Annotated in this window: 12 protein-coding genes; 5 read left to right on the top strand and 7 right to left on the bottom strand. The window is 68.9% G+C overall.

Features of this window, described 5'->3' with window-relative positions; genetic code table 11:
- Positions 1-17: 17 nt before the first annotated feature.
- The 6 genes from FOB72_RS01605 to FOB72_RS01580 form a co-directional block, all read right to left on the bottom strand.
- Positions 18-6194, bottom strand: coding sequence for an Hpt domain-containing protein (locus FOB72_RS01605; RefSeq protein WP_150370934.1), 6177 nt, complete (start codon positions 6192-6194; stop codon positions 18-20).
- Positions 6195-6235: 41 nt separating this feature from the next.
- Positions 6236-8431 carry a methyl-accepting chemotaxis protein gene (locus tag FOB72_RS01600; RefSeq protein WP_150370933.1) on the bottom strand — a complete coding sequence of 732 codons (2196 nt, stop codon included), beginning with the start codon at positions 8429-8431 and terminating at the stop codon, positions 6236-6238.
- 92 nt (positions 8432-8523) lie between these two features.
- Positions 8524-9075 carry a chemotaxis protein CheW gene (locus FOB72_RS01595; RefSeq protein ID WP_150370932.1) on the bottom strand — a complete coding sequence of 184 codons (552 nt, stop codon included), beginning with the start codon at positions 9073-9075 and terminating at the stop codon, positions 8524-8526.
- Positions 9076-9174: 99 nt separating this feature from the next.
- Entirely contained in the window at positions 9175-9543 is a 369-nt protein-coding gene (locus tag FOB72_RS01590) for a PleD family two-component system response regulator (protein ID WP_150370931.1), read from the bottom strand.
- 35 nt (positions 9544-9578) lie between these two features.
- The gene (locus FOB72_RS01585) at positions 9579-10022 is read right to left on the bottom strand and encodes a response regulator (protein WP_150373702.1); all 444 of its coding nucleotides are present in this window, start codon (positions 10020-10022) and stop codon (positions 9579-9581) included.
- 343 nt (positions 10023-10365) lie between these two features.
- A complete protein-coding gene (locus tag FOB72_RS01580; protein WP_109580342.1) occupies positions 10366-10536 on the bottom strand; it encodes a rubredoxin in 171 nt (56 codons plus the stop codon).
- 185 nt (positions 10537-10721) lie between these two features.
- Between FOB72_RS01580 and hemL the strand changes: the two genes are divergently transcribed.
- The 4 genes from hemL (at position 10722) to FOB72_RS01560 (ending at position 14182) form a co-directional block, all read left to right on the top strand.
- Positions 10722-12014: a glutamate-1-semialdehyde 2,1-aminomutase gene (hemL, locus tag FOB72_RS01575; RefSeq protein ID WP_150373701.1), complete on the top strand. Its 1293-nt coding sequence runs from the start codon at positions 10722-10724 to the stop codon at positions 12012-12014.
- Positions 12015-12088: 74 nt separating this feature from the next.
- A complete protein-coding gene (locus tag FOB72_RS01570) occupies positions 12089-12712 on the top strand; it encodes a LemA family protein (RefSeq protein WP_150370930.1) in 624 nt (207 codons plus the stop codon).
- Positions 12713-12817: 105 nt separating this feature from the next.
- Positions 12818-13663: a TPM domain-containing protein gene (locus FOB72_RS01565; protein ID WP_150373700.1), complete on the top strand. Its 846-nt coding sequence runs from the start codon at positions 12818-12820 to the stop codon at positions 13661-13663.
- A 15-nt stretch (positions 13664-13678) separates the two neighbouring features.
- The gene (locus FOB72_RS01560; RefSeq protein ID WP_150370929.1) at positions 13679-14182 is read left to right on the top strand and encodes a TPM domain-containing protein; all 504 of its coding nucleotides are present in this window, start codon (positions 13679-13681) and stop codon (positions 14180-14182) included.
- Positions 14183-14202: 20 nt separating this feature from the next.
- On the opposite strand, the gene FOB72_RS01555 is transcribed toward FOB72_RS01560, so the two are convergent.
- Positions 14203-15468, bottom strand: a complete 1266-nt coding sequence (locus FOB72_RS01555; protein WP_150370928.1) for an MFS transporter — start codon at positions 15466-15468, stop codon at positions 14203-14205.
- 69 nt (positions 15469-15537) lie between these two features.
- On the opposite strand from FOB72_RS01555, the gene FOB72_RS01550 reads away from it, so the two are divergent.
- Entirely contained in the window at positions 15538-16509 is a 972-nt protein-coding gene (locus FOB72_RS01550) for a LysR substrate-binding domain-containing protein (protein WP_411859806.1), read from the top strand.
- The last annotated feature ends 835 nt before the right edge of the window (positions 16510-17344 follow it).

The following is a 17344-nucleotide window of genomic DNA, read 5'->3' as shown; positions in this document are numbered from 1 at the left end:
GTTTTTCCGGACGCGAATTACTCGCCCAGCATCTGCGCGATGGAACCTGCCGTGCCAGCCGCGCGCTCGCCGAGGCGTTCGTGCAGCGTGCGCAGCAGTTCGTCCTCGTTGAACGGCTTGCCGAGGTACACGTCCACGCCGATCTCCATCGCGTAGCTGCGGTGCTTCTCCGCGGTGCGCGACGTGATCATGATGATTGGCATATGCCGCGTACGATCGTCCGCGCGGACGTTGCGGGTCAGGTCGAAGCCGTCCATGTTCGGCATCTCGATGTCCACGAGCATCGCATCGGGCATCACCTCCTGCAGCTGCTTCAGCGCATCCACGCCATCGCGCGCGAGCACGACCTGGTAGCCCGCGCGTGACAGCAGCCGCTGGCTCGCCTTGCGCACGGTCAGCGAATCGTCCACCACCATCACGGTCGGCCGCGTGGCCAGACCCGGCACCGGCGTGGCATCGCCCGCGCGGCCGATCTCGGCCACCGCGCCGATGGCCTCGGCCGTGGCCGGCATCGGCAGTGCCGCCGGCTGGTCGCCACGTTCGCGCACGAAGCGCTGCGCGAGCACCACCGGGTTGTAGATCAGCACGATCTCGCCATCGCCGAGCGTCGTCGCGCCGGCAATGCCTTCCAGACGCGCGAGATGCGGCCCGATATGCTTCACCACCACTTCTCGGTTGCCGACCACTTCATCGACGTGCACCGCCACACGCTCGGCACCCGAGCGCACGACGACGACCGGCGAATACTTGCGGCCCGACGCAATGGCCGCGGCTTCCTCGAGCAGCGTGCCGAAATAGAAGAACGGCACGTCGCCGCCCGCCGCCGCATAGGTGCCCGCGTTGTAGGCTTCGAGCAGCGGCTGCGAGCGCAGCTGATGCACCTGGTCCACCATGCCGCTCGGCATCGCGTACAGACGGTTGCCCACGGAGATCAGCAGCACCTGCGTAATCGCCGTGGTCAGCGGCAGATGCACGGTAAAGCGCGTGCCGCGGCCGGCTTCGGTGGTCAGGTTGATCCGGCCGCCCAGCGCCACGGTCTCCGCGCGCACCACGTCCATGCCGACGCCACGGCCCGCGAGTTCCGATACCGCATCGACCGTCGAGAAACCGGGCGCGAAGATCATCTCGGTCAGCCGCGCCTCGCTCGCATCGTCGTCGTGCGACAGCAGTTGGCGCTCGATGGCGCGCGAGCGGATGCGCGCGAGGTCCAGTCCGCCGCCATCGTCGAAGAAATGGAGCACGACCTCGTTGCCTTCCTGCTGCACTTCCAGCGACAGCGAACCGGTCGCGGGCTTGCCCGCGGCCTGCCGCACCACGGCGTCCTCGATACCGTGCACCACCGCGTTGCGGATCAGGTGCTCGATGGGGCCGGCCATGCGGTCCAGCACCGAGCGGTCGATCTCCACCGTACCGCCCTTGATCAGCAGCCGCACTTCCTTGCCGGTCTCGCCGGCGGCCTGCCGCGCGACGCGATACAACCGTTCGGCCAGCGCATCGAACTGCACCATGCGCGCCTGCATCAGGCCGCGCTGAAGTCCGCGCGTGAGCCGCGCCTGCGCCGCGAGGTCCCCGGACGCGCGGTCGAAACCGCGCTGCAGGTTCTGCTCGACCGTGGCCACGTCGTTCACCGACTCGGCCATCATGCGCGTGAGTTCCTGGAAGCGCGTAAAGCGGTCGAACTCGAGCGGATCGAACTCCTGATTCTGCTGCTGGTCCGCGATGCGCGAGGCCATCTGCGTTTCCGCCTGGATCTCGATCTCGCGCAGCTGGCCGCGCAGACGCGCGACGTTGTCGTTCAGTTCGCCGAGGTACGAACGCAGCGCCTCGAGTTCGCTGTCCAGCCGCGCACGCGTGGCACCGACCTCGCCCGCGTCGTTGATCAGCGTGTCGAGCGCGCGCGCCTGCACGCGCACCATCGCGCGCTGGCGCTCGCCATCGGACTGCGCCGGCAGTTGCGTCGCGGGCGGCGTGGAGGCCGCGGCCACCGGCACGAGCGCGGCACCGCCGGTACCCTGCGCCGGCTCGCTCTCCGCGATCGCCTGCGATGCCTCGCCTGGCTGCCCCTGCGGCGCCGCAGGATCGGCGGGCGCCTCGACGAGACCGTTGACGACTTCCGCGTCGTCGGCGGACAGCAGGCGGCCGTTCTGCAGCGCATCGACGTGCGCGAGGATACGGTCGTACCAGGCATAGAGCCGACGGAACAGATCGGGCTCGATGCGCTGGCCGCGCACCGCGGCCTCGACCAGCGTTTCCATTTCATGCGCGGCCTGCCCCAGCGACATGGCGCCGGCCATGCGCGCGCTGCCCTTCAGCGTATGGAGCGCGCGCAGCATCAGCCCGCCATGCTGCGTTTCCTCGGGCGCGGCCTCCCACGTGCGGAGCAGCTTGCCGAGTTCGGGCGCGCTGCCCTGCGCCTCTTCGAGGAAGATCTCGACGAGGGCCGGGTCCAGCAGCGAGGCATCGAGCGACGGATCGTTCTCGGGCTCGGGCGCGCGGATTTCAACGACTTCCTTGTGCGAAGGATCGTGCGCGAAGGACGTGAGGGTCGCGGCCTGCGGCTGGCGCAGCGGCAGCACCACCGCATCGTGCACGGGTGGCAGTTCGGTAACGGGCGTCAGATGCGGCGTGACGGCATCGATCGACGGCAGCGCGCCGGAAGATGCCGTGCCCGCATGCAGCGAAGGCTCGGACACGAGTGGCAGCACCGAGGCCTGCGGCAGTTGTTCGAACAGCTGCGCCACGGAGCTTTCGTTGCCGACGCTGACCTGCGGCGGCGGCAGGTTGACGCGCGGACGCACGAGCGCACGGTCGCCGAACTCGTCGAGGCTGCGGCACAGCGAGGGCTCGGCATCGGGCCACACGCCCGCCGCGAACTGATGCAGCATGCCGCGCAGCCGTTCCACGGCCTGTTCGAGCAGACGGAAGTCGCCCGGATGCATGACCACCGGATGATTGCCGAGCAACAGCAGCAGGCGCTCGAGCGCACCGGCGATCTCGCGCACGGGTTCGAGGCCGACCGTCGAGGCGCTGCCCTGCAGCGTGTGGGCCACGCGCAGCGACAGGTCGCTCGGCGACGGATAGCCCGACAGGCGCCACTCGGACAGGTCCGTCGCGAACTGGCGCAGCAGGTCGTCGGCTTCCTGCAGGTACACGTTGTAGAGCGGCAGGCCGATGCGGATCGGACCGATGACCTTGAAGTGATCGTCGTCGTTAGACAGCGCATCGGGCAGCCGGAACGGCAGCACGTTGTTGTCGTCGGACGCGGTCATGCCGATGGCATCGCCGGCGTCGTTGAACGGCGCGATCACGATCGTCGCGGACGGCTCGTTCGCTTCGGCCAGCGGATCGATATCGCCCGCCACGTCGGTCGCGCCGTCGGTCGCGCTGTCGGTCGCGTTGTGGGTCGCGTTGTCGGTCGCGCCCTCCGAATGCGCGGCCAGCAGCGCATCGAGCGACAGCGGCTCCTCCGCCGCGGCCTGCGCGCCGCCCTGCGACGGCTCGCGCAGCTGCTGCGCGTCCTCGACCAGCGACGTGATATCGCGCAGCGATGCCGGATCGCGCTGGAGCGCGGCGACCCAGTCGCCCAGCAGCGCGTGCGCGCGTTCGAGCAATGCCAGCAGCGCGGGCACGGGCTCGCGCGCCTCGGCGATCCACAGGTTCATGACCTGCTCGATCGCCCACGCGGCCTCGCCATAGCGCGTCAGGCCGACCATGCGGCTCGACCCCTTGAGCGTGTGGAACGCGCGGCGAACGCGGCTCAGCACGTCGGCATTGCGGAACGCATCGAGCCCGCCGGGCAGGTCCAGCGCGACATTGCCAAGCACCTCTTCGGCCTCGGCCAGGAAAATCTCGAGCAGCTCGGCATCGATGGCCGCCGCATCGGTCGGCATCGGCGCACCCGGCTTCTGCTCGCCCGCGGACGCGGGCGCGGGCATCGGCTCCGCGAGCGCGACGACCAGCCGCTCCGCGGCCGATTCGCTGCCGGCCAGCCACGCATGCAATTGCGTGGTGGCATCGTGGGCCTGCTTGCGCAGCGCCGCGTCGTCGTCGATCGCGGCCTGGTCGGACACCACCTGCAGGGCCGCGCGCAGACGCGCGACCTCGGTCGAATCGGCACCGGCGCCCACGCGGATCGCATCGACCGCGGCCGCGCGCGCAGCCGCCAGCGGATTCAGCGCGGCGCCGGACGTGCCTTCCAGCGCGCCGCCGCCCGTCAGCAGGCTCTCGACATCGGCGAGCGGATCGGCATTGCGCTTGCCGCGGCCGAACTCGAGCGTATCGACGAACGCATGCACCGCGCCGAGTTCGGACGCGATAGCGGACAACCGGTCCAGCCGCATTTCGGCGGTAGTGGCACCGCCGAGCGCGGAGAGCGCGTCCAGGCGCTCGCGTACCGCGGCCATCGCCGTGCGGGCGGCGTCGGCTTCCGCGTCGATGCCTTCGGGCATCGCGACGCTGTCGCGCAGGCGTTCCAGCGTCGCGCGCAGCGCGTCGAACGCGCCGATGGCGTCGCCGAGCGCGCTGGACACGGCCGGCGCCCCGGGACCCGCCGGATTGGCGGCATTGCGGTCGTACGTGTCGAGCCACGACTCGCCGCTGTCGAGCTGCGCGCGCAGTTGCGTGACCGCTTCGGTCCGCAGCGTCTGCGCCTGCGCGGCCTCGACCATCTCCGCGAACCAGTCGGGCACAGCCGCGCCGGCGTCCTCGAGGCAGGCCGTCAGCGCCTCGCAGCGCGCCGCGAACGCTGCCGCGGACGGATGGCCCGAGTTGCCATGCACGCGCCACGGCATGGCGAGCGCGCGCGAGAGAAACAGGACGAGCCCCGCCGGTCCGAGCGCCTCGGCCCGCGCATCGCTGGCGTCGCCGCCATCGTCGCGGGTACTGTCGCCGGCCTCGCCGCCGCGTGCGGCGGCCGTGGCGATAAGCTTCTGTAACGCGGGCTGCGAGAGCGGCATCGCGGCTTCCGCGAGCGCCGCGAGCGCGCGCTCCCATTCGGCGGCATCGCCACCGGCCGCGCGCTCGATGGCGCCCGCGGCCTGCTGCAGGTTCTGCGAATCGATCGGGTCGAGCCAGCCGTAGTAGCGCAGACGGAAGTCCGCGCGCGCCGACGCATGCGCGGCATCGATGCGGAACGCCTGCAGGCAGCGCGCGATATCGATGCGCAGCACGTCCAGCGAGGCCTGCATCGCGGGCGTGGTGGCATCCGGCGTCGGATCGGGCATCAACCCCGTGGACACGAGCAGGAACACCGCATCGTTGAGCAGCGCCTGCGGCACGCGCACCTGGCCCTGCAGATACTGGCGCAGCAGCAGATGCGCGCGCGCCGCGAAGCGCTTGGCCAGCAGGTCCGACGGCAGCAGCCCGTGCGCGAGCGCGCGGAACACGAGCGCGAGCACATGCCAGATACCGCGGTCGGGATGATCGGACGAGCGGCGCGAGTCCTGCTCGTGGTTGCGCACCTCGTCGAGCGCGGTCTGCAGCGGCAGCCACGCCTCGCGCAACAGCGACGCGTCATGGCACGGCGTGGGCAGGCGCAACGCGCGCAGCAGCGCGGCCTCGAAGCGCTGGCGCGCGCGCGTGACGGCGGTGGCCGAACGCGACGGCAGCACCATGCCCGGCAGCATCTGCAGCTCCTCGACCCACAGGTCGGCCGGATGGATGCGCTCTTCCTTCATCAGCACCAGCGCGTCGGCATACGGACGGAACAGCCGTAACGGATCTTCCGCGTCGCCGGCCATCAGGTCGTCGACGTACTCGGCCAGTGCCTGCACGCCATGGCGGAATACCGCGAGCGCTTCCGCGCCCGCCGGCACCGTCCCCGCGTCGATGGCCTCCAGCAGCCGGCGCAAGGCCTGGCAATACACGTCCACGCCGCGCAGTCCCACGATATGCACCGCGCCCGCGGCCTGATGCAGCTGCTGGCCGGCCAGGCGCAGCGACGTGGTGTCGCGCGCGCCGAGCGCCTCGGGCGTCTGCCGGACCTCGTCCATGTAATGGCCGAGTTCGCTCGCGGCATCGTCGAGCGCGGCCCGCAGGCTCGGCGCGAGCCAGGCGAGGACCGACAGGTCGCGCTGCGCCGCCACCGGGGCGCCGCTGTCGATGTCAGCGGCGGCGTGGGTGGAAAGCGGCTCAGCCGGATCGCTCGGGTCGCTTGGCTCGTTCAGGGCGCTCGGGACGGTGGAATTCAGGGACATGACGGCTTGGGTTGTGCCCGGACGCGTCCGGGCGTGAGGACTCAGGCGATCTTGAACCGCGACACGGAGTTACGCAGCTCTTCGGTCAGTGCCGTCAGCTGTCGCACCGAGCTCGCGGTGTGTCGCGTGCCGGCGGTGGTCTGCGCGGTCACCTGCAGGATGCCTTCGATATGGCGTGCCACGTTGGTGGCGAGGTCCGCCTCATGCGACGTCGTTTGCGAGATCTGCTCGATCAGCTCGGCAAGCTGGCGCGACACGCGGCCGATCTCCACCAGTGCGGCACCGGCGTTATCGGACAGGCGGGCCCCTTCGACCACGCCCTGCGTGCTGCGCTCCATGGCGTGCACGGCATCCTGCGTATCGGTCTGAATCGTGCGGATCAGCGCGCCAATCTGCTTCGTTGCCTCGCCCGAGCGTTCCGCCAGGCGCTGCACTTCTTCCGCCACCACCGAGAAGCCGCGGCCCGCCTCGCCGGCCGATGCGGCCTGGATGGCCGCGTTCAGCGCCAGCACGTTGGTCTGTTCGGTAATGTCCGAGATCAGTTCGACGATTTCACCGATCTCCTGCGACGATTCGCCCAGGCGCTTGATCCGCTTGGACGTTTCCTGGATCTGCTCGCGGATGTCGTTCATGCCCGCGATGGCGTTCTGCACCGCGTGCTGGCCCTGCTCGGCCGCGGACAGCGAGGCACGCGCCACGTTCGCGGATTCCGCCGCGCCGCGCGACACCTGCGTGATGCGGTCCGCCATCTCCACCACCGACTCGCCGGTCTGGCGGATCTGGCGCGACTGCTCTTCCGTGGTCGCGGCCAGCTGCACCGACGTTTCCTGCACCTGGCTCGAGGCGTTCTGCACTTCCCCCGCGGTCTGCTGGACCCGGCCCACCAGTTCGCGCAGTTCTTCCACCGTGTAGTTCACCGAGTCGGCGATCGCGCCCGTGATGTCCTCGGTCACCGTTGCCTGACGCGTCAGGTCACCGTCGGCGATGTCCTGCAGTTCGTTCATCAGCTGCAGAATGGCCTTCTGGGTCGCGTCGTTGGTGCGCTTTTCTTCCATTCGGCGGGCATCCGCCTCGCGCTCGCGCGATTCGGCTTCCACCGCGCGCAGGCGCGAGTCGCGCAGATACAGCGCGGCCAGCCCGCCAAGGAACACCAGCGTCGCCAGCGCCGACACGATCATCGCGCCGAGCGTCCACGGACGGAAACGCGCGGCTTCCACGTAGGCGCTCTGCAACGTGCCCAGTTCCCCGCGCAACGCTTCGTTGTCGTTGAAGATCTGCTGCTGCGCGCGCTTGGCGGCGATCAGGCCGGGCAGGTTCTGCAGAATGGTCTGCGTGGTCTTCTGCACCGCGTCGAAGCGCTGCGAGAGCTGCTGCAGGTAGGTACGCGTCTCCGCGTCGGCCGCGGCCGAGAGGCGCAGCGGTTCGGAGCCGTTGAGCAGCCCGTCCAGCGTTTCGCGGAACGTGTTCGTGTCCTTGCCCAGCAGGAACGCGGTCTCGGGGTTCACGCCTTCGCCCGAGAGGAATTCGTTGAGGTTCTTGCCCAGACGCTGCGTCAGCATCACCAGCTGCGCGGAGGCGGCCACTTCGCGCGCGTTGGAGCCGGCCTGCAGCTTGATGGCGGCCACCTGTTCGGCGGCTTCGAGCAGTTCGGGGTTCGAGGCGTTGAAGATCTGCAGCGTCTGGCCGATCTGCGTCAGGATGGGCTGCTGCGCGAGCACGTCGCCCGCGCTCTTCTCGGAACGCTTCCACGAGTCGATCGCGCGTTCCAGCAGCGGCTGCGCCGTGCCCGTCGTGGCGCGCACGTGGCGCTCGTCGCTGCCGTCCTGCAGCGCCTTGAGGTCGGCCGCGAGTTCTTCCTTGGACTGGCGCAGCTGCGTGAAAGCCTGTGCATTGCCGAGCAGCGCCACCGGCACCGCCTTGCCCAGGCGCTGCGAGTGCATGAGCATGTTACCGGCGATTTCGATCTGCGCCGCGCCGTTGGTCGCCTGGCGGTTATCGAGGTACACGGAGGCCAGCAGGGCCAGCAGCGACACCACCACGCCGCCGGTCAGCACGCGCTGCTGGGAGGCGAACGGCATGCGCGACAGCCACGACGACATCTGCTCCACGGGGGTCCGTCCCAGCCCGCTCGGCGCCTTGCGCTTGGCAAACACGCTTCCCGGCGCGATACCCGCGGGGGCCTCGGCCGCGCCCGCCGCCGCTCCCCGGCGTCCCAGGCTGATCTTCTTGATACCCATAGCAACCCTCTTGTCGTTATTCGTCTGACCTGTTTATCTGCTGCCTCCCGCTCCGTCCGGAGCCGGGAGTTACCCTCGAAAACAAACCGATATCAGGCTGCCACGCGGCCGGCCTGCAGAAATGCCGGCGCTTCCAGCAGCTGGCGGATGTCGAGCACCTGCCAGTCGCGGCCGTCGCGGTCCGCGAAGCTCGCGCCTTCCCATGCGGACTCGGCGGGCGGCAGCTCGCCGTGCGGCAGGGTGAGGTCGCCCGCGTGCCGCAGGCCGACCACGCGCGTCGCGATGATCCCGCACGCGCGCTCCACGTTGCGCGACAGCACCACGATCTTGCTGCCCGCCTGCACCGGCGTGGGCGCCTCGCCGCAGAACATGCCGAAGTCGATCACGCCGAGCAGGTTGCCGCGCGCGTTGATCAGGCCGCGGTACCACGGCTGGGTCAGCGGCACGCCCGCGGGCTGGCGCATTTCGAGCACCTCGCCGGTCTCGGGCAGCGGCAGCAGCCAGTGGCGCTGGCCGATCTGCACGCCGAGGTAGCTGTCCACCGCGGGCAGGCTGCGCGCCTCGCGCAGGCGCCGGGCCAGCATGGCCTGATAGTCCTGCAACCTGGTCTGGCGGGCTCGGAGGTCTTGGCGCGGCGCGTTCATGATCGGAATACCCAAGGCGGAGGGCGGGCTGCATGGGCGCAGCGCCGCCGGGATGGCAAGGTGGCGACTACAACAGTGCGGCGGCGGGCCGGTGCCCGGTTACTGGGCCAGCGCGGCGATCTTCGACAACAGTTCCTCGCCGTCGACGGGTTTCACGACATAGTCCGACGCGCCCTGGCGCATGCCCCAGATGCGGTCCGTGTCGAGCCCCTTGCTCGTGCACATGATCACGGGGATGTCCTTGAAGCGGTCGTCGCGCTTGATGGCGCGCGTGGTCTGGTAGCCGTTCTGGCCGGGCATCACCACGTCCATCAGGATCAGGTCGAACGCTTCGGCCTCGAGCCGCGCCATGGCCTGGTCGCTGTTGCCGGCCACGGAAACCTTGAATCCCTTCTTGCCGAGCAGGTCGGACATGAACAGGGCTTCGGTGGGCGAGTCGTCGACGATGAGGATTTTGCTGATGGTCATTGGTATCGTTCCTGGGAATGCTGTGGCGGCCCCGTTCAGGCCGCCACGGCCGCGCCCTCCTCCGGTACGCCGCCCGGCAGGCAGGTATTGACGACCTGCAGCAGGGCTTCGCGGGTGAAGGGCTTGGCGAGATGATCGTGCGCGCCGACGAGCCTGCCGCGCGAGCGGTCGAACACGCCGTCCCGCGAGGACAGCATGATCACCGGGATCGCGTGGAAACGCGGGCTTTTCTTGATGAGGGAGCAGGTCTGATAGCCGTCGAGGCGCGGCATCAGGATGTCGCAGAAGATCAGGTCGGGATGCATGTCGCCGATCTTGGCGAGCGCGTCGAAGCCATCCTCGGCGAGCATGACCTGGCAGCCTGCCTGCGACAGGAAAATCTCCGCTGTGCGGCGGATGGTGCTGGAGTCGTCGATGACGAGCACCTTGCGGCGCGCGGCCGCCTGACCCGATACGTCTTCTGTTTGCGTGACCCGCATGTTGTTCCCGCGACCAGCTGCCTGCGGAAAGCAGGCGCCAGTATTCACTTGAGAACACCCGCACGACGCAGCAAAGCGCTGCGGCGGCGGCCCCCGATATCCTGTTTCCCAGTCAAAAAAAGCCAGCCGACCAGCCGGCGCTGTACGCATGGGCCCGGTTCAGGGCCTCTGTTTTATTGCAAAGCTTCCGGATTTCCATGCCGCCCCGGGAGTCGGGACGGTTATCCGGTTTTGCCGCAGAGTGTGACTTCTCGGCGAGGGGCCGTCAATCCGGAGCCCCGGACGCGGCCCGCCGATCTGTCGCTTTGGCGCTACGGCGCGCCGGGCGCGGCGAAACGCCGCGTCAGATGGCAACCATTTCGAAATCTTCCTTGCGCGCGCCGCACTCGGGGCACGTCCAGTTCATCGGGACGTCTTCCCAGCGGGTGCCCGGCGCGATGCCGTCTTCGGGGGCGCCGGTGGCCTCGTCATAGATCCAGCCGCAGATCAGGCACATCCAGGTCTTGTATTCCATATTCAGGCTTCTGCCACTCTCCATTAAAATCCAGCGCATGATGGTACCCGAATCGATACCCAAGGCGCCAGCGTGGCGCCGCAAGATTCAGGCCAGTTCTCACGCGTTCGCGCCTGTTATATGCCGTTGATAACGAAATCGCGCGCGCTTCGCCTCTTTTGCACCTTCAAGACACTCCCGTGACCATGTCCCGTAACCAGCAGCTTTTCGATCGTGCCCAGCAAACCATCCCCGGCGGCGTCAATTCGCCGGTCCGTGCCTTCCGCTCGGTGGGCGGCACCCCGCGTTTCATCACGCGTGCCGAGGGCGCCTACATGTGGGACGCGGACGGCCAGCGCTATATCGACTACATCGGCTCCTGGGGCCCGATGATCGTCGGCCATGCCCACCCGGACGTGGTGCGCGCGGTGCAGGAGACCGCCGCCCACAGCTTCTCGTTCGGCGCGCCGACCGAGGGCGAGATCGAGATGGCCGAGGAAATCTGCAAGCTCGTGCCGTCGATCGAGCAGGTCCGCCTGGTCTCGTCGGGCACGGAAGCCACCATGAGCGCGCTGCGGCTGGCGCGCGGCTTCACGGGCCGCGACCTGATCATCAAGTTCGAGGGCTGCTACCACGGCCATGCGGACAGCCTGCTCGTGAAGGCGGGCTCCGGCCTGCTGACGTTCGCGGACACCACGCAGAACGCCCCGTCCTCGGCCGGCGTGCCCGCCGACGTGACGCGCCACACGATGGTGCTCGCCTATAACGACGTGGAGCAGCTCGAGCAGGCCTTTGCGCGCCATGCGGGCGAGATCGCGGCCGTGATCGTGGAGCCCGTGGCCGGCAACATGAACCTCGTGCGCGCGAGCGAGGCGTTCCTGCGCGCGATGCGCAATCTGTGCAGCCAGCACGGCGCCGTGCTGATCTTCGATGAAGTGATGACTGGCTTCCGCGTGGCGCTCGGTGGCGCGCAGGCGCATTACGGCATCCGGCCCGACATGACCTGCCTGGGCAAGGTGATCGGCGGCGGCATGCCCGCGGCGGCGTTCGGCGGCCGGCGCGACATCATGGCGAAGCTCGCGCCGCTCGGCGGCGTCTACCAGGCCGGCACGCTGTCCGGCAATCCGCTGGCGGTGGCCGCGGGCCTGACGACGCTCCGCCTGATTCAGGCACCGGGCTTCTACGACCGCCTGGGCGCGCAGACGCGCAAGCTCGCCGACGGCCTGACCGCCGCGGCGCGCGCGGCCGGCGTGCCGTTCTCCGCGGACGCGGTCGGCGGCATGTTCGGCCTCTACTTCCGCAACGAGGTGCCGAAGCGCTTCGCCGAAGTCACGGAATCCGACGTCGGCCGCTTCAACCGCTTCTTCCACGCGATGCTGAACGAAGGCGTCTACCTGGCGCCGTCGGCATACGAGGCGGGCTTCGTGTCGGCCCAGCACGACGACGCGATCATCGACGCGACCGTGGCCGCCGCGGCCAGGGCATTCGCCGCCGATTGATCCAGGACAGGGGTGCCGCGCGTCGGCCCTGCGCTACACTGGTTGCTGTCGCACCTTGTGTTCAGGAGCCATCGATGCGCGCATCCCCGACCGTTGTCCCCCCCATTGCCCGAATCAACGTTTTCCGCTGGCTGGCGCTGCTGTGCGCCGTCAGCCTGCTGTCCGCCTGCGGGTACAACGACTTCCAGTCGAAGGACGAGGCCGTCAAGGCCGCGTGGGCCGAGGTCGTCAACCAGTACCAGCGGCGTGCCGACCTGATTCCCAACCTCGTCAACACGGTCAAGGGCTACGCGAGCCACGAGCGCGAGACGCTCGAGGCCGTGACCAAGGCGCGCGCGCAGGCCACCAGCGTGCAGGTCACGCCCGAGACGCTCAACGATCCCGAAGCGTTCGCGCGCTTCCAGCAGGCACAGGGCCAGCTCTCGAGTGCGCTGTCGCGCCTGATCGCGGTATCGGAAAACTATCCGCAGCTGAAAGCCGACGCGGGGTTCCGCGACCTGCAGTCGCAGCTGGAAGGGACCGAGAACCGGATCACCGTCGCGCGCCAGCGCTATATCGCCGCGGTGCAGTCCTATAACGTGCTCGCGCGCAGCTTCCCGACCAATCTGACCGCGATGGTCTTCCGCTACCCCGTCAAGCCGTCGTTCACGGTGGAAAACGAGAAGGCGATCTCCACGCCGCCAGCCGTCAAATTCTGACGCGTCATGCTTGCGCGCGCGGCCTGTCCGCAAACCCGTCGTCCGTCGCTGGGCCTGTTGCCGCAACCTGCGCGGTGGCGCGCGGCCGCCACGAAGTTGCTGAGCATGGTGCTGCTGTGCGCGTTTGCATGTGCCGCGCGGGCGCAGGGCACGACGGACGGCTTCGTCAATGTGCCGCCGCTGACCCAGCGCGTGACCGACCTGACCGGCACGCTCAAGGCGGACCAGCGTAGCGCGCTGGAGAACGTGCTGGCCGAATACGATCAGCAGCGCGGCAGCCAGATCTTCGTGCTGATGGTGCCGACCACCGCGCCGGAGACCATCGACGCGTACAGCATCCGCGTGGCGGACGCCTGGCGCGCGGGCCGCAAGGGCATCGACGATGGCGTGATCCTGCTGGTGGCCATGAACAACCCGCCCGATCTGCGCCGCCTGCGGCTGGAGGTGGGGCGCGGCGTACAGGGCTCGCTGACCGATGCGATGTCGAAACGCATCCTGCAGGACGTCATCGCCCCGCACTTCCGTCAGAACGATTTCTACGGCGGGCTCGCGGCGGGCATCACGGCGATCCAGGCCACCATCGACAAGGAAGGCCTGGCCGCGCCGCAGGCGAAACAGCGCGCGCAGCAGTCGTCGTGGCAGGACTGGCTGCCCGTACTGTTTCCGCTGGCGATCATCGCGTTCTTCTTTTTCTCGGCACTGATGCGCGCGTCGCGCGGGCCGCATATCGTCACGGGCCGGCGCGGCTGGCAGAACACGACGGCGGGCGGGCTCGGCGGTATCGCGGGCTACGAGATCGGGCAGCGCTGGGGACGCGGCAGCGGCGGCTTTGGTGGTGGCCTCGGTGGCGGCCTCGGTGGTGGCGATTTTGGCGGCGGAAGCAGCGGCGGCGGTTTCAGCGGCGGCGGTGGCGGCACGTTCGACGGCGGCGGCGCCTCGGGCAACTGGTAACGGGAGGCCCGGTCGATGCCATCGTTCAAGCGTGCATTGCGACATCTCGGCACCACGCAGAGCGCCGCGCGCAAGGCGTTTCCGCCCGAGGCCCAGCACCAGTTGCAGGTGGCCGTCCATACCGGCGAACAGCATCATCGCGGCGAGGTGCGCGTGGCAATCGAGTCCGCCATGCCCGTGGGCCACGCGTGGGCCGGCGTCACGCCGCGCGAGCGCGCGCGCGCCTTGTTCGGCGCGCTCGAGGTCTGGAATACCGAGGACCATTCGGGCGTGCTGCTCTATATCAACCTCGCCGATCATGCGGTGGAGCTGCTCGCCGATCGCGGCATCGACGCGCGCGTCGGCCAGACCGCGTGGCGGCAGATCTGCGACGACCTCGCGCGCGGGCTGGCGAAGGATCTGTCGGTCAAGCCCGTGCTCGATGCCATCGCGCGCATCCACGCGCTGCTGATCGAGCATTACCCCTCGGACGGCGGCTACAACCCGAACGAGCTCGACGACCGCCCGATCGTGCTGTAGCGCGGTCTCGGCCCGCAGTCTCAGCCGGGCCTGCGGCCCATCAGGTACCACGCGGCGGCCAGCACCTGCAGCACGACCAGCCCCGCCCACACCGACAGGTGCGCGGCCGGCGGATAGTGGCCGTCGGTGGCCGGCCAGAAATCGAGCACGAAGCCGATGCCGATCTGGAACGCAAACGTCGCGAGAAACACCGTCAGCGTCAGCGCCGTGGTCGCGCGGCCGATCATGGCATCCGCAAAGCGCCGCGCGAGCACCGCGTACGTCAGGATACCGCTCGACCCGAACACGCCGTACGCGGCCCATAGCACCGCGAGCGGCACGGGCACACGCAGCATCAGCAGCCCCTGTATCGCGATAAAGCCCATCATGCCGAAGCCCGCGAATGCATAGAGGCTGATGCCCGCGCGTTCGAGGTGCCGCGCGGCCCAGCCCGCGCCGACGCAGCCCGTCATCATCGCCATGCCGATCACCGACACATAGCGCGCGCTGTCGGCGGCGGCCAGTCCCTGCACGTCGCGCATGAACGCGGTGACCCAGAGGGTCTGCACCGCGAGGAAGATGCCCTGGTTGAGCAGCGTGAGCGGGACGACGCGCCAGAAGCGCTCGCTGCAGAGTATCTCGCGTGTGCCACGCAACTGCTCGGCCAGGCTCTCGCGTCCCACACGCGGGACGTCGGGCACGCCGAACCACAGCAAGACGGCCATCGCGAGCGACACGCCGCCCATGGCGGCGCTGAGCGTGCGCCAGTCGGTCCACGACAGCAGCCAGGCGAGCGGTGTGCCGACCACGACCGCGCCCAGGCCGCCGATCGCCATGACCACGCCGTTCAGCAGCGGCATGCGCGACAGCGGAAACCACATCGACAGTGCCTGGATCGCGGCGCCGAGGCACACCGACACGCCGATGCCGATCATCATGCGGCCCGCGGCCAGGCCCACCATGCCCGGCGCCGACGCGAACACGAGCGACCCGGCCACGGCCAGCAACAGCAGGGCCGCCTCCGTGCGGCGCGGGCCGAAGCGGTCGAGCAGCAGGCCGGCGGGCAATTGCGCGCAGGCAAAGCCGAGGAAATAGAAACTGGTCAGCAGGCCGAGGTCGCCCGCGGTCAGTCCCAGTTCGCGGACGAGGTGCGGCGCGAAGCCCAGATTGACGCCGCGGAAGATATACGAGACGAGGAAGCCGAGCGAGAACACGGCCAGCACGCGCCAGCGCGCATTGCCGGCGGCGGCCGGCGGCCGCACGTCGACGGCGGGGGAAGAAGCGTTGGTGGCGGTCATGCCGTGCATTGTCGTCACCAAAACAGTGCAAGGCCAGCGAAAGATACCCGCGCCCATTGTGAGTAGAATTTGACGGCCATGGCCGATTCCCAAACTCCTCCCACCCCCGCCGCGCCGTCTTCCCGCCCGGATCGCGCGCAGCGCCCCTTCCACATGCCGGCGTTGCAGGCGCTGCGCGCGCTCGAGGCCGCGACGCGGCACCGCAGCTTTACGCGCGCGGCGGAGGAGCTTGCGCTCACCCACAGCGCGATCAGCCACCATATCCGCGGGCTCGAGGATAGCCTCGGCACCAAGCTGTTCCAGCGCACGGGCAGCTCGATGACGCCCACGAGCGCGGGGACGCGGCTCGCCGAACAGGTGCGGAGCGCACTCGACGACCTCGAGTCCGCGCTGCGCGAGGCCACCCACGACGCGGGCCCGCCCGTCGTCCAGCTGCAGATCAGCGTGATGGCGGACCTGGCAAACGCGTGGCTGATCCGGCGACTGCCGAGCCTCCATGCACAGGCGCCCGAGCTCGATCTGCATCTCCGGCTCCATGCCGAGATCTCGCCGCCGCCCGACCCCTACGCGGTGGACGTCGGCATCTGGCACCAGCGCATCGACCTGCCCGGCTTCGTTTGTCACAACCTGATCGAGGACTATGTGATCGCCGTCGCCAGCCCGGCGCTGCTCGCGCAGTATCCCGGCTTCACCGTGGCCGACCTGCCGCGGCTGCCGATGCTGCGCTTCGCGCTGCGGCCCTGGCGCGACTGGCTCGTGGTGGCCGGCCTGCCGCCGGTTGAGCCCGAGCGCGGGCCGATCTTCCAGGATGCCGGCCTGATGCTCCAGTCGGCGGTGGCGGGCCTCGGCGTGGCCACGGCGCGCGCGCAGCTCGCGCACGACTACCTGGCCAGCGGGCAGCTCGTGCAGGTTGGGACCACGCGCATCCCGTCCAGCCTCCACTACTGGGTCACCTGGCGCGAAGGCAATCCTCGCGAGCGCGCGATCCATCGCTTCTACCAGTGGCTGTGCCAGCAGGTTGAACAATCTTCACTGCCGTTTCCGAACTGAAACAGATCCCGGACCGACCGGTCGGCATATGGCCTGTCAGGCGCTTCACGTTTTTAACAACTCGCGCCCGGCAGGGGCCGAGGTTTCACGGATGCAACCATTTCGCCGCGCGCGCGTTCGGGCCCGCAGCGAGCGCTTGCCTCCATCTTCTGGGCGATGCCGTTGTGGCGTGGCAGAGCCTTCCAGCCTGTGCCTCGCCTGAAAGGATGAGTGGGGACTCACCCAATATGTGGCGCAACCCCCCGTTGCAACGCCATGCCACGCCGCCGAAGGGACATCCGGTTGCCCGAGGGACTCGTGCGATCGGCCGCGCCAAAAGATGGAGCCGTCGCGTTTCTCCCGGCGTCGCGCGGCCGTATGGATGTTTAGCCGCTTCACAAATGAAACGTTTTGGTCCGCACGGACCATATCGGGCACAACCCCTCCCCGATCATCGTTCCGATCACATTTGACGGCGTTTGATACGCCTTTTCCATCACAAATGATGAAAAAGCGAGCAAACGCGCGTGCTGAAGTGCTCAAAAAGACTAGTAACCACACAGAAACAATTAGTTACACAGTCTCGAAAACGACGCACTCGGCAAATCCCACCTCTATATAAATCAAAGACTTAGCCTTAATGGCACGTTCGTCGCTCCATGTCCCGCAACCACGACGGACGGCCAGCGTCACAGCGGACCGGCCGCAAGAAAGCGGATACGCACAAGTGGGGACGGGGAACGGGCCAAAGGATCGCAGTCGAGGTCCGCCCGGGGGGAGGAAGGCCGGGCGGCACGCTGCAATGCCGCCCGGGGCGGGACCCGGAAACGGGACCGTCGAACGCGGGTAGCAGCAC

Source organism: Cupriavidus pauculus (assembly GCF_008693385.1).
GTDB lineage: Bacteria > Pseudomonadota > Gammaproteobacteria > Burkholderiales > Burkholderiaceae > Cupriavidus > Cupriavidus pauculus_D.
This window is presented reverse-complemented; position numbering and strand designations above follow the sequence as displayed.

Bases quoted from the DNA above. Each gene is read 5' to 3' on its own strand.
- FOB72_RS01605 (WP_150370934.1), bottom strand. From the start codon at position 6,194: ATGTCCCTGAATTCCACCGTCCCGAGCGCCCTGAACGAGCCAAGCGAC.
- FOB72_RS01600 (WP_150370933.1), bottom strand. From the start codon at position 8,431: ATGGGTATCAAGAAGATCAGCCTGGGACGCCGGGGAGCGGCGGCGGGC.
- FOB72_RS01570 (WP_150370930.1), top strand. From the start codon at position 12,089: ATGCGCGCATCCCCGACCGTTGTCCCCCCCATTGCCCGAATCAACGTT.
- FOB72_RS01580 (WP_109580342.1), bottom strand. From the start codon at position 10,536: ATGGAATACAAGACCTGGATGTGCCTGATCTGCGGCTGGATCTATGAC.
- FOB72_RS01590 (WP_150370931.1), bottom strand. From the start codon at position 9,543: ATGACCATCAGCAAAATCCTCATCGTCGACGACTCGCCCACCGAAGCC.
- FOB72_RS01565 (WP_150373700.1), top strand. From the start codon at position 12,818: ATGGTGCTGCTGTGCGCGTTTGCATGTGCCGCGCGGGCGCAGGGCACG.
- FOB72_RS01560 (WP_150370929.1), top strand. From the start codon at position 13,679: ATGCCATCGTTCAAGCGTGCATTGCGACATCTCGGCACCACGCAGAGC.
- FOB72_RS01550 (WP_411859806.1), top strand. From the start codon at position 15,538: ATGGCCGATTCCCAAACTCCTCCCACCCCCGCCGCGCCGTCTTCCCGC.
- FOB72_RS01595 (WP_150370932.1), bottom strand. From the start codon at position 9,075: ATGAACGCGCCGCGCCAAGACCTCCGAGCCCGCCAGACCAGGTTGCAG.
- hemL (WP_150373701.1), top strand. From the start codon at position 10,722: ATGTCCCGTAACCAGCAGCTTTTCGATCGTGCCCAGCAAACCATCCCC.
- FOB72_RS01585 (WP_150373702.1), bottom strand. From the start codon at position 10,022: ATGCGGGTCACGCAAACAGAAGACGTATCGGGTCAGGCGGCCGCGCGC.
- FOB72_RS01555 (WP_150370928.1), bottom strand. From the start codon at position 15,468: ATGCACGGCATGACCGCCACCAACGCTTCTTCCCCCGCCGTCGACGTG.